Source organism: Neisseria perflava (genome assembly GCF_024170405.1).
Lineage (GTDB): Bacteria > Pseudomonadota > Gammaproteobacteria > Burkholderiales > Neisseriaceae > Neisseria > Neisseria perflava_B.
In genome coordinates, this window is the sequence record NZ_JALJYC010000005.1 from 48,457 (window position 1) to 61,088 (window position 12,632).

At 55.3% G+C, this 12,632-nt stretch carries 13 protein-coding genes; 3 read left to right on the forward strand and 10 right to left on the reverse strand.

The window, feature by feature from the left end; translation table 11 throughout:
- Positions 1 to 131 precede the first annotated feature (131 nt).
- Positions 132 to 1,133, forward strand: coding sequence for an adenosine deaminase (locus J2T37_RS02965; RefSeq protein ID WP_253353705.1), 1,002 nt, complete (start codon positions 132 to 134; stop codon positions 1,131 to 1,133).
- A 57-nt stretch (positions 1,134 to 1,190) separates the two neighbouring features.
- On the opposite strand, the gene scpB is transcribed toward J2T37_RS02965, so the two are convergent.
- The 10 genes from scpB to J2T37_RS03015 form a co-directional block, all read right to left on the reverse strand.
- Positions 1,191 to 1,823, reverse strand: coding sequence for an SMC-Scp complex subunit ScpB (gene scpB, locus J2T37_RS02970; RefSeq protein ID WP_253353706.1), 633 nt, complete (start codon positions 1,821 to 1,823; stop codon positions 1,191 to 1,193).
- Between the two features lie 122 nt (positions 1,824 to 1,945).
- On the reverse strand, positions 1,946 to 2,908 hold the full coding sequence (ylqF, locus tag J2T37_RS02975; protein ID WP_253353707.1) for a ribosome biogenesis GTPase YlqF: 963 nt from the start codon (positions 2,906 to 2,908) through the stop codon (positions 1,946 to 1,948).
- 102 nt (positions 2,909 to 3,010) lie between these two features.
- A complete protein-coding gene (locus J2T37_RS02980; protein WP_253353708.1) occupies positions 3,011 to 3,262 on the reverse strand; it encodes a protocatechuate 3,4-dioxygenase in 252 nt (83 codons plus the stop codon).
- A 32-nt stretch (positions 3,263 to 3,294) separates the two neighbouring features.
- Positions 3,295 to 4,146, reverse strand: coding sequence for an RNase adapter RapZ (rapZ, locus tag J2T37_RS02985; protein ID WP_253353709.1), 852 nt, complete (start codon positions 4,144 to 4,146; stop codon positions 3,295 to 3,297).
- Complete coding sequence (hprK, locus tag J2T37_RS02990) at positions 4,127 to 5,089, reverse strand: HPr(Ser) kinase/phosphatase (RefSeq protein WP_253353710.1); 963 nt, start codon at positions 5,087 to 5,089, stop codon at positions 4,127 to 4,129. Before hprK ends, rapZ begins: the two co-directional genes overlap by 20 nt.
- Before the next feature lie 2 nt (positions 5,090 to 5,091).
- Positions 5,092 to 5,541 (reverse strand): PTS IIA-like nitrogen regulatory protein PtsN, encoded by a 450-nt coding sequence (gene ptsN / locus J2T37_RS02995; RefSeq protein WP_253353711.1) that lies wholly within the window; start codon positions 5,539 to 5,541, stop codon positions 5,092 to 5,094.
- Between the two features lie 195 nt (positions 5,542 to 5,736).
- Positions 5,737 to 6,642 (reverse strand): 4-hydroxybenzoate octaprenyltransferase, encoded by a 906-nt coding sequence (gene ubiA, locus J2T37_RS03000; protein WP_253353712.1) that lies wholly within the window; start codon positions 6,640 to 6,642, stop codon positions 5,737 to 5,739.
- Positions 6,643 to 7,013: 371 nt separating this feature from the next.
- A complete protein-coding gene (gene trpB, locus J2T37_RS03005; protein WP_253353713.1) occupies positions 7,014 to 8,216 on the reverse strand; it encodes a tryptophan synthase subunit beta in 1,203 nt (400 codons plus the stop codon).
- Between the two features lie 249 nt (positions 8,217 to 8,465).
- The gene (locus J2T37_RS03010) at positions 8,466 to 9,050 is read right to left on the reverse strand and encodes a DNA glycosylase (protein WP_253353714.1); all 585 of its coding nucleotides are present in this window, start codon (positions 9,048 to 9,050) and stop codon (positions 8,466 to 8,468) included.
- Positions 9,051 to 9,148: 98 nt separating this feature from the next.
- The gene (locus tag J2T37_RS03015) at positions 9,149 to 9,769 is read right to left on the reverse strand and encodes a phosphoribosylanthranilate isomerase (protein WP_253353715.1); all 621 of its coding nucleotides are present in this window, start codon (positions 9,767 to 9,769) and stop codon (positions 9,149 to 9,151) included.
- Between the two features lie 306 nt (positions 9,770 to 10,075).
- Between J2T37_RS03015 and mnmC the strand changes: the two genes are divergently transcribed.
- A complete protein-coding gene (mnmC, locus tag J2T37_RS03020) occupies positions 10,076 to 11,683 on the forward strand; it encodes an FAD-dependent 5-carboxymethylaminomethyl-2-thiouridine(34) oxidoreductase MnmC (RefSeq protein ID WP_253353716.1) in 1,608 nt (535 codons plus the stop codon).
- A gap of 130 nt (positions 11,684 to 11,813) precedes the next feature.
- Complete coding sequence (locus tag J2T37_RS03025) at positions 11,814 to 12,542, forward strand: excalibur calcium-binding domain-containing protein (protein WP_253353717.1); 729 nt, start codon at positions 11,814 to 11,816, stop codon at positions 12,540 to 12,542.
- Positions 12,543 to 12,632 lie beyond the last annotated feature (90 nt).

Here is a 12,632-nt window from a genome sequence, read left to right on the forward strand (position 1 = left end):
AAAAATGCGGCAACATACTGCCGTAGGGTAAGCATGTCCGCACTACGGCTTAATGATATAATTTCGCCTATTTTCAACCCCACGCCAAGGCCGTCTGAAATTTCAGACGGCCTTACCCGAAAGCAACCACCATGTCCCTGAATACCCTCATCCAAACCCTCCCCAAAGCCGAGCTGCATGTGCATATCGAAGGTACATTCGAGCCGGAATTGATGTTTGCCATCGCGCAGCGCAACGGCGTCAAGATTCCTTACGACAGCGTGGAGGAAGTCCGCGCAGCGTATGATTTTCACAATCTGCAATCGTTTTTAGACATTTATTACGCAGGTGCGGCGGTGCTTTTGCACGAGCAGGATTTTTACGATTTGACCCGCGCTTATCTTTTGCACTGCAAGGCGGATAATGTGGTGCACACGGAAATGTTTTTCGACCCGCAAACGCATACCGCACGCGGCGTAGCGTTTGACACAGTTATCAGCGGCATTACCCGCGCCTGCGAAGACGCACGCCAAGAATGGGGCATTACCGCCAAGCTAATTATGTGTTTCCTGCGCCATTTGTCGGAAGAAGACGCGCTGGCAACGCTGGCCTTAGCGCTGCCGTTTAAAGACAAAATCATCGGCGTAGGCTTGGATTCGAGCGAAGTTGGCCATCCGCCGTCCAAATTCGAGCGTGTGTTTGCGGCAGCGCGGGCGGCGGGATTTTTGGTGGTGGCGCACGCGGGCGAAGAAGGCCCGCCGCAATATGTGTATGAAGCGCTGGATAAATTACAGGTCAACCGTATCGACCACGGCGTGCGCTCGGAAGAAGACGAGGCTTTGATGGCGCGGCTGGTGGCGGAGCAAATGCCTCTGACCGTCTGCCCTTTGAGCAATCTGAAATTGAAAGTCGTCAACCATCTAAACCAGCACAACCTGCGCCGCATGCTGCAACGCGGGGTGTTGGTAACGGTCAATTCCGACGATCCGGCCTACTTCGGCGGCTATGTGAACCAAAATTTTAGCGAGCTGGCCGAGGCGCTGGATTTAAGCGCGGCGGAAATCCGCACGCTGTGCAAAAATTCCCTTACCGCATCGTTTTTAAACGCAGAAGAAAAAGCGGCATGGTGTCAGAAAATTGACAGTTATATTTGAATGTAAAAAGGCCGTCTGAAACAGAAATCCGTTTCAGACGGCCTTGGCTTACCAATACTAATGCACCAGCGGTGTGGCAGCTTCCATGCTTTCAGCCGTTTGCGCCGCTTCATCGCCCTCTTCTTTCTCATCGCCCGTTGGCGGCGTATCCATCAATTCCGGCAGCACCAATTCGCCCAACTCGGTCAGCGGCGGCAGCTCTTCCAAGCTGTCTAGCTGTAAATCGCTGAGAAAAGCGGCAGTAGTTGCCCACAACGAGGGGCGGCCGACGGAATCGCGGTGGCCGATAACTTCAATCCAACCCCTGTCTTGCAGCGTTTGCATCACATTTTGCGACACAGCCACGCCGCGTATACCTTCGATGTCGCCGCGCGTGACCGGCTGCTGGTAGGCGATAATCGCCAGCGTTTCCATCACCGCCCGCGAATAACGCGGCGCGCGCTGCTCTTGCAGGCTGCCGAGCCGTTCAAAAGCGGCTTGGGCAATCTGAAAGCGCCAACCTTCATGCGTATGCACCAGCTGCAAAGCGCGGTTTTGCCAACGCAGTTTAAGCTGGGTCAGCACGTCAATCAGCTTGTCTTGCGAAATCGGCGGCATGCACAATTCGCGCATGGCCTTTTCGCTCAAGGGTTCGAGTTGGGTCAGTAAAGCGGCTTCAATCAGCGCGTCAGGGGGAAGTTTTTCGTTCATATGAGTTGTTTGAGGCCGTCTGAAAAGAATGGGTTTTCAGACGGCCTTAATGATATAGAAATAACGGGATATTCAAGAAAACGCGTGCGTGGCTGAGCCACACACCCTACGGAATCAACGGTTTATTCTTCACGGTTGCGCGGCTCATGTCCTTCGCGCGCGCCGCCTTTTCTTTCGGCCTTACGCGCTTCACGCTGGGCTTTGAGTTCGGCTTCGCGTTTGCGGGCGGCTTTGAGCCAGCTTTCCCATTGGTTCGGCGTTTCCAGCGTGATGTTACCAATCAGGCCGTCGCGGAAATCCGTTAATACGTTTTCAGCGGCTTTTTGGTAGTTAATGCGGCCGCCGGGCAAAATCGCGCCGCGTTTTTTGGCAATCCAATCGAGCCATTCGCTGTCGTTCCAATGGCTGCTGGGGTCTTTGTCGGCTTGGTAACGCGTTTGCAGCAGCGGCAGGTAGTGGCGGCGCAGGTAGTCGAGCAATTCCAGCGCCACTTCTTCTTCGTCTAGCGCGTTGCGACCGACGGCGCCGCTGGCGGCAAGGTTGTAGCCGCTCTCTTCCACGATGATTTTCGGCCACAACATGCCGGGCGTGTCGTAAAGCCAGAAATCGTCGGCGAGAAACAGGCGTTGTTCGGCTTTGGTAATGCCGGGTTCGTTGCCGGTTTTGGCGGATTTTTTGCCAATCATGCCGTTAATCAGGGTGGACTTGCCGACGTTGGGAATACCGCAAATCAGTACGCGCAGGGGTTTGTCTATGCCGCCACGGTTGGGCATCATTTTGCGGCAGGCTTGGGTAATTTTGGCGTGCGCACCTTTTTCGGAAGAATCCAGCGCGATGGCTTGGGTATCGGGCAGGCTGTTGTAATGCGCCAGCCAGACGGCTGTACGCTCGAGGTCGGCCAAATCCTGCTTATTGAGGATTTTCAACTTGGGTTTGCCTTTGGAAAGCTGCGCCAATAAAGGGTTTTCGCTGGAAGCGGGCAAACGGGCATCCAGCATTTCTATCACCATATCAACGCTTTTGACGCGCTCGGCGATGGCTTTTTTCGCCTTGTTCATGTGGCCGGGAAACCATTGGATGGCCATGACGTTCCTTTCGCTCGAAAGGCCGTCTGAAAGAAAATATGGGGTTTTCAGACGGCCTGAGGGGATAATGGTTGATTCAATCCGCAAAATGCAGATAAGGCTTTACAGATTGCCGCCGCCGGACGGGATTTGGTAATAGCCGGCGCGATCCATGCATTCTTCCAGGCTTTGCGGGGTTTTACCGTGTTTGGCGTCGGCCTGCGCTTGGGCGCGGCAGCTGCGCTGCTGGCGGTTGACATCGGATTCGCTCATGCCGCTTTGGTGCCAGCGGTAGGAAGCAATCGGTGCGCGGTCAACCGATCCGCAGGCGGTCAACGCGAGAGCGGCGCACAACATCATCAATGGGGTTTTCATGGTTTTTCCTTTACATACAGGCCGTCTGAAAATCAACGTTCGGCCAGATTTTGCGCCTGACGGTGGCGCACCAGCAATTCGTACTTGCCTTGCAAGCGTTGCGCCAAACGCTCTACCGTATAGACCGAGCGGTGTTGCCCGCCGGTGCAGCCGATGGCGATGGTCACATAGCTGCGGCTTTCTTGCTGCATGCGCGGCAGCCAGCGTTTGAGGAAGTTGTCGATGTCGTCCACCATTTCCTGCGCCCACAGCTGGCGGTCGAGGTAATCTTGAATCGGCTTGTCCATGCCGTTAAACGGGCGCAATTCGGGGTCGTAATACGGATTGGGCAGGCTGCGCACGTCAAACATAAAATCGGCATTGTTCGGCACGCCGTATTTGAAACCGAACGACACCAATACCACCAGCAGCCCCTGCCGGTCGATTTCCAACCATTGCTGCACGGCGTAGCGCAGCTGCTGCGCATTCATTTTCGAGGTATCGATACAATACGCCAATTCACGCAGCGGTGAGAGCCATTCGCGCTCTTTATGCAGACTCTCCAAGAGGGTCATGTTTTGCCCCGCCAGCGGATGGCTGCGCCGTGTTTCGGAAAAACGGCGCATCAACACATCTTCTTCCGCTTCGACAAACAATACTTCCACCTGATTGCCCGCTTCGCGCAGGCGGCGGATTTGCTCCGGCACTTGGTTCACATCAATACCGGAACGGATATCGACGCTGACGGCCAATTTGTCTTCGCGGCGCGATTGGTGGTAAGCCACCAATTCGGGCAGCAGCTCCAGCGGCAGATTGTCGATGGAATAATAGCCCAAATCTTCCAACTGCCGCAGCGCAACCGATTTGCCCGAGCCGGACAATCCGCTAATGATGACGATTTTCATGGTTTTGTTCGTTTTCTTTCAACAGGTTTTGATGGCGTTCCAAAAATTCGCGGGTGCTGTCTTTGCCACGCAGATGCAGGATGTAATTGCGCACCGCCGTTTCCACCAACACCGCCAAGTTGCGGCCGACGGCCACCGGCAGGGTCACGGAGCGGACGTTGACATTCAGAATCGACTCGGTTTCCGTGCGGATACTCAAGCGGTCGAGCTGCTTCATGTATTCGTCGTCGGCCAACACCAGATTGATGATGAGTTGCAGCACTTTTTTCGGACGGATAGAAGTTTCGCCGAAAATATGCCGGATATTCAGCACACCCAATCCGCGCACTTCCAAAAAGTCGCGCAATATCGGCGGGCAGCGCCCTTCCAGCATTTCCGGGCCGGTACGGAAGATTTCCACCGCGTCATCGGCAATCAGGCTGTGGCCGCGCGAAATCAGCTCCAAAGCCAGCTCGCTTTTACCCAAACCGGATTGGCCGGTAATCAATACGCCGATTTCAAACACATCCAAAAACACGCCGTGGCGCATAATCGACACCGCCAGCGTGCGTTGCAGGTAAATGCGCAATACGTCCATCAGGTGCGGACTTTCCTGCTTGGAAGTCAACAGCGGAATGCCGCGCGTGTGGCAGTAGTCGCGCAGCTTGGGCGATACGGGCAGGCCGTTGGCGACAATCACCAGCGCCATCGGAATATCAAACAGCTCGCCGAAATCGTATTTCAGCTCGCCCGACTCCAAACGCTTGAGGTATTCGGCTTCGGCCACGCCGACCACTTGGATTTGGTTGGGGTGGATAAAATTCAAATGGCCGACCAGCGCCAAAACGGGCTTGTCGGCCTCGACACCGATACGGTTGTCCGCACCGGAATTACCGGCCGCCCATGCCAGCTGCAACTTGTTTTGGTTGTCGGCATACAGGCGGCGGACGGAGATACTCGGCATGGCTATTCTTCAACCAAAAGTTGGCGCACGGCTTCGGCCGTCGGCGCAGCCAGCAGCGCCTCGCGCACGGATTTTTGCGAGAATTTTCCGGCCAGCTTCGACAACACTTCCAAATGCTCGCCGGTGGCGTTTTCCGGCACCAGCAGGATAAACACCAGCGACACCGGCTTGCCGTCGGGCGCATCAAAAGCAATCGGCTCTTTGGTGCGCACAAATGCGCCTACGGCTTTTTTCACGCAGGCATGACGGCCGTGCGGAATCGCCACGCCCTGCCCCAAACCGGTCGTTCCCAGTTTTTCACGGGCAAACAGGCAGTCGAACACATCGGCGCGCGGTAATCCGGCTTCGTTTTCCAACAGCAGCCCCGCCTGCTCGAACAAGCGCTTTTTGCTGCTGACATCCAAGTCCAATACGATATGGGACAAAGGCAGAATATCGCCAATCAGGCTCATAGCAATCACTTTAAAAGATAGCAAAACAAGGTGGAATTGTACCGAGTGTCGGCGCAAATCTCAATGCCAAGCCTGCAATTTACACTCAAAACTCTGACAAACGACAGCATTTTTTAATGTTTTTTAACGGCTTGGAATACTATCCCGAAAGACGCAAAGGCCGTCTGAAAACAATTTCAGACGGCCTTTTTAAGGTTACAGCAAGCGCCACATATAATGCCCCACCAAGCCCAAAAACCAGGCCAGGCCGATACGGTTGTTGGCTAAGAAAGTGTGGAAACAGACCTCGCGATCGCGCGTTTTGATGGCTCTGTATTGGTTAAACTGCCACCACGCCGTGATTGGCAACATCATCCAATACGGCCAAGTCGCGTCAATCTGCCACCCCAATACCGCCATCAAGACGGTAAACCAAAAATGGCACAGCATGACCGCCGAAATATCCTGATCGCCAAACGTGACCGCCGAGGTTTTAATGCCGATTTTCAAATCGTCTTCCTTATCGGCCATCGCATAAATGGTATCGTAGGCCAGCGTCCACAGCACATTGGCGGTAAAAATCAGCCAAGCCAGCGGCGGTACGCTGTCGGTTACGGCGGCAAACGCCATCGGAATGCCGAAAGAAAACGCCAGCCCCAGATAAAACTGTGGAATCGGGAAAAAGCGTTTGGTAAACGGATACGTCAGCGCCAAAAACAAAGCGGGCAGGCTCATCAGCCAAGTCAGGCCGTTGAGCGGCACCAAACACATGGCCGCCAGCAGACACAAAATCGCCGTCAGCAGCAGCGCCTCCGATTTGCTCACCGCACCTTGCGCAAACGGCCGGTTTTTGGTGCGCTCGACGGCGCCGTCAAAATCGCGGTCGGCAAAATCATTGATGACGCAACCCGCGCTGCGCATGAGAAACACACCTGCGGTAAACGCAAAAAACACGGTATAACCCGGATGGCCTTCCGCAGCCACCCACATCGCCCAATACGTCGGCCACAACAGCAACAGCGTGCCGATGGGCTTGTCGGCGCGCATTAAGCGGGCATACACATCCAAACGGCCGACCACATAGCGCGGTAAGAAACTCAAGAGTAATCGTTTGATATTCATCGTAAAAATATTCTTATCATAGATTCAGACGGCCTCTGCGCATGAGTGCAAGGCCGTCTGAAAAAAAGTATTTGCTATTATAGTCGCATTAACCATTGACCGTCACTAAAACCATTCTGCTTAATTTTAGAACCTGTATTCATAAGATTGATAGATGGATTTTTGTTGGATAATCATACGAATACAAGGCGGATTTTTGCGCCAATAGTGGACTATTGGCGTAAAAGTCCAACGCAGTCGGCGTGTGATTCGACAATAAAAAGACGCTATCAAGATAGTGAATGCAGGTTCTTATTTCAATCAAACACCAAAAGGCCGTCTGAAACGGCAATATCCGTTTTCAGACGGCCTCATTATTGGAAGAAATCGGCTTACAGCTCAATGCCTTTCAATTTCGCCACGGTATTGATGTCTTTGTCGCCACGGCCGGACAGGTTCACCAAAATCACTTGGTCTTTGCCCATTTTCGGCGCATTTTCTACCGCCCACGCCATCGCATGACTGGATTCCAGCGCGGGGATAATGCCCTCGTATTGACACAATAAATCAAACGCAGCCAAGGCTTTATCATCGGTGGCGGCGGTGTATTCCACGCGGCCGATGTCGTGCAGGTAGCTGTGTTCCGGGCCGATACCCGGATAGTCCAAACCGGCGGACACCGAGTGCGTACCCAAGACCTGACCGTTTTCATCCTGCATTAAATAGCTGCGGAAACCGTGCAACACGCCCGCCGGCGCGCCGCTGCTGATGGGCGCTGCATGATCCAGCGTATCCAAGCCGTAACCGCCCGCTTCCACACCGACCAAGCGCGTTTTTTTCTCGCCGATATACGGATAAAACAGGCCGATGGCGTTCGAGCCGCCGCCGACGCAGGCCACGGCGATGTCCGGCTGGCGGCCGATGGCTTTTTTCATCTGTTTTTTCGCTTCGTTGCCGATCACACATTGGAAATCGCGCACCATTTCCGGATACGGAGTCGGGCCGGCCGCCGTGCCGATGATGTAAAACGTATCGTCAACCCGCGCCACCCACTCGCGCATGGCCTCGTTCATCGCGTCTTTGAGCGTACGGCTGCCGCTATCGACGCTGACCACGTTCGCCCCCAGCAGTTTCATGCGGAACACATTGGGCGACTGGCGGATAATATCGTCCGCGCCCATATACACATCGCAGGTCATACCGAAACGCGCGGCCACGGTTGCCGTAGCCACGCCGTGTTGACCGGCGCCGGTTTCCGCAATCACGCGCTTTTTACCCATGCGCTTGGCCAGCAGCGCCTGACCGATGGCATTGTTGATTTTATGCGCACCAGTATGGTTCAAATCCTCGCGTTTGAGCCAAATCTGCGCCCCACCCAAATGCGCGCTCAAGCGTTCGGCGTGGTAAACCGGGCTCGGACGGCCGACGTAATACTTCAAAACATCCTCAAACTCCGCCCAAAAAGCGGGGTCTTTTTTCGCGTCTTTATAGGCCTTTTTCACTTCGGCCAATACCGGAATCAGCGTTTCGGCCACAAACAGACCGCCGTGTTCGCCAAAAAAACCCTGCTTGTCGGGCGCATGGTAGTTTTTCATCTTTTTTATCCTTTGGGTGGGCGACGGCTTGAGGCCGTCTGAAAGTAAGAACCTGTATTCATAAGATTAATAGATGGAATTTTATTGGATAATCATACGGATACAAGGCGGATTTCTGCGCCAATAGTGGACTATTGGCGCAGAAATCCAACGCAGTAGGCGTGTGATTAGCCAATAAAAGCCGCTATTAAGATTGTGAATGCAGGTTCTTAAGAGAACAATGGGTTGATTATAGGGTTTCAGACGGCCTTACACCAGCCCCGCATACTCAAAAAATGCCCGATACGCCGCTGTTTTCTTATCCAGGCTCAAGGGATAGGCGCGGGAAGTCGAGGGCAGACGGGTCAGGGTCAGGTTGCGTCCGCCAAACGGAAAGGCGACGGTTTCGCCGGTTTTCGGCAGTTTGATTTTTTCAGGCAGCAAGCCCAGCAAGACTTCCGTGGCTTTGCCACCGGTGGTGCAGATATGGCGGCAGTCGGGCATTTGCGCCAATACGTCTGCCAGCGGAACGGCTTCGACCACCTGCAAAAATTTGTCCGAGGCATTGTCATGGCCGCGTATCGCCTTCCACACCGTCGGGCAGGAGGCAATGCCGCGCTCGTGAAGAAACGCGGTGATTTTGTCGCCGTCAAACGCTTTTTCATCGGGCTTTTTAAAATGCTCGGCGTCGTTGAAAAATATCCGCCCGAACACGCGCCACATGTCGTTTTGGAAATTGGGATAATGAAACTGCATGGCGCGTTTGTCGTCTTTGGGCGGAAACGAGCCCATCATCATTACCGTGGCTTTGGGCGGGAGAACGGGCGGAAAAGGATGGGTTTCGATTTCAGGCATTTTTTATTTTCTTGATTCCGTTATATTTTTTAAATAGAAAACGTGAATTTCGGCAAGCGCAACCGCCATCATGGTTGCGCCGTACTGATGCAAAGTTTTCAGACGGCCTGCGCCGCTTTGACAAACGCCACTACTTTCTCATGGTCTTTCACGCCGCCGCTTTGTTCCACGCCGCCGGATACATCCACCGCTGCCGCGCCGCTGATTCGGATGGCGGCGGCGACGTTTTCCGGTGTCAGGCCGCCCGCCAAAATCCACGGTTTGCCCTGATATTCGCGCAACAGATTCCAATCGAAGCTGATACCCGTGCCGCCGTATTCGTCGGGGTGGTAGGCGTCGAACAAAATGGCGCGGGCATGAGGGAAACGCGCCGAGGCCGTCTGAATATCGGCGGCGTTTTGCACGCGCACGGCTTTGAGATACGGGCGCTCGAATTGGCGGCAGAAATCGTCTTCCTCATCGCCGTGAAACTGAATCACATCAATCGGCACTTGGCACAGAATCTCGCGAATGCGCTCGGCGCTTTCGTTGACAAACAAAGCCACCACGCTGACAAAGGGCGGCAGCGCAGCCACCACCGCCTGCGCCTGAGCGATGGTTACGGCGCGTTTGCTTTTGGCGTAAAACACCAGCCCGACAGCATCTGCGCCTGCCTCTGCTGCGGCGCGAGCATCTTCGGGGCGGGTAATGCCGCAGATTTTGGTACGGATTTTTGACATAGTGGAGGTTCCTGTGCGGGTTATAGTGAAATAAGTAAAAAACCAAACTGCGTAGATTGGGATGAAATCCCAATAGAAGTTTAGGTAAATGTTGGGTTTACAACCCAACCTACACCGTATCGATGGTTTGGTTTTTAGATTGTCCTGTAAGGATGGATGTAGGGCGGGGTAGCAACCCCGCTGTTTTTCAGACGGCGTAGGCAACTGCGTTTCCAGGCCAATTATAGGCATTTCCCCGCCTTTTTGATACCCGCAGGCAATCGGCGTTACAATAGCCTCTCTTTATTTTTCAGACGGCCTTTTCCCATGACCTGCCTTGCTTGGAACGGCGTTCCGCCCGTTCATGAATTGTTGGCGGCAATAAACGCGCAGCGCGGTACGCTGCATTTGCTGCTTTGCCTGACCGACCACACGCTGCCCGTGTTCGCCGCCAATTCCGCTGCGCCGGAGGAAGGCCGTCTGAAAAAGCGGCTCGATGACGCGGTGCAATGCCTGCAATTTAACGGCATGAATATGGTAGAACATTTCTTGCCCGATGTGCATTTATGGCTGGTGCCGCCTGCCTGCGCAGGCCGTCTGAACGAATATTTCGGCGATGAAACCCTAAATTGGCAAACCGCAGCCGTGCCGCAGCAGCCCTTGGCGGCGGTCAAACCGTGGTTCAGGCCGTCTGAAAACCGCACTATGCCCGAGCATGTGCTCATCATCGGCGCGGGCATTGCGGGCGCGGCCACGGCGCGGCTCTTGGCGGATAAAGGCGTGGGCGTAACCGTATTGGAAGCGCGGGGCGTGGCGCAGGGCGGCTCGGGCAACCGGCAGGGCTTGCTGTATGCCAAAATTTCGCCGCACCCGACCGAGCAGACCGAACTGCTGCTGGCGGGTTACGGCTACACGCGGCGTTTGTTGGAAAAGCTGCTGCCCGGGGCGGATTGCTGGGGCGCAGGCGGCGTGGTTCATTTGAATTTTGACGACAAAGAGCGGCAGCGCCATCAGGCTTTGGCGGCGCAAAACCGCCATGCCCACTTGTATCACGCCGTATCGCAAGCCGATATCCGCGAAATTTCAGGATTGGATTTTGGTGTCGATGGCCTGTATTGGCCGCAAGGCGTATGGCTCAATCCGCCCGCCGTGGTACGCGCCCTGCTCGACCATCCGCTGATTGAAGTGCGCGAACACACGCCCTTATTATCGGCGCAACACGACGGCCAAAGCTGGACGGCGCACACGCCAAGCGGCGATTTCTGCGCCAGCCATCTGGTCTATTGTATGGGCGCGCACAGTCCGACCGCCGCCGACCTGAATATCGCCGTGCTGCCCTACCGCCAAATCCGCGGACAAACCGGCGTGGCGCAGGCATCCGCGTTCTCGCAGCATTTGCGCTGCGCCGTATCCGGCGAGAGCTACATCAGCCCCGCATGGCAGAATCAGCATTGCTACGGAGCGACCTTCGGCCTCAACAGCGCCGACGAGCATTGGTATCTCGAAGAAGAGCAAGAAAACCGCGCCGCCCTGCAAACCTTGCAACCCGAGTTGGCGCAATCCCTGTTTTCAGACGGCCTTAATCCTTTATCACAATCTCCCGGCCACGCCGCCTTGCGCTGCGACAGCCCCGACCACTTACCCCTAGTCGGCGCACTCGGTGACATCGCCTCCATGCAAAACGTGTACGCCAAACTCGCGCTGGACAAAAACTACCGCCTCGATGCGCCCTGCCCCTACCTGCCAAACGCCTACCTCAACACCGCCCACGGCACGCGCGGCTTGGCCACCGCCCCGATTTGCGCGGCGGCTGTCGTGGCAGAAATATTGGATTTGCCCAACCCCTTGTCCCAACGCCTGCGCACCGCGCTGCACCCCAACCGCACCGTTATCCGCGCCATGGTGCGGCAGCAGCCGCTGTTGCCTGAATCATAAAACCGAGGCCGTCTGAAAGCCGATTCAATATTTTCAGACGGCTAAACTGCCGTTTAAACCCGTTTGTATTACGCATACCGTTTTTTTCACCGCCACACCGCTGTTTCATTTACAATGTCCGCCCCTGAATATGCACACATCCCCTTTGAATATCCCCATGCGCTACTACGGAACCATTATCCGCTGGAATGAAAAACGGCAATTCGGCGCTATTCGCGAAGACGCCACCGGCGCGGAAATTTTTGCGCCGCTGTATGCCTTCGATTCCGATTACGTCCCCGCCGAAGGGCTGCGCGTGTCGTTTGACATCGCCAAAGGCCGACGCGGGCGCGATGAAGCCCAAAACATCCGCCCTGCCGCACCCGACGGCGATATGCCTGTCCGCACGCTGTTTACCCCCAATACGCCATCACGCCCGCGCCGCAGCTATACGGCGCCTCTGACGGCCATGCTGGTGCTGGCTTGTTTGGCGGTTGCGGGCTGGTTCGGCTACGGCTATTGGCAGGACTACCGCGCCGCGCAGTTGGCCGAGCAAAACAAGGTCTTGGTTGACGAAGTGGCGGATAAAATGAAATCCGAGCGGCGGGCGTGGATGAATGCGGTGCAAAACAAACCTGCGACGGCCGCCCCCAAAGCTGCCCAATCCAAGCCCAGCACCACGCCGTCTGAAAAATCCCAATTCACCTGCGACGGCCGCCAACATTGCTCGCAAATGCGTTCTGAAGAAGAAGCCCGCTATTTCAGCCGATATTGCCCCAACACCGAAATGGACGGCGATAACGACGGCATTCCTTGCGAATGCGGCGTCGGCAGCGAAAACCGCTGCGGCGATAAAGGCGGACGCCGTTCGCGCCGATAAACAATATGAAAACCTTGAGGCCGTCGGAAACACAGAGCGCGTGTGTTTCAGACGGCCTTTTTGATGTAAAATACCGCCCTAAACGAATTT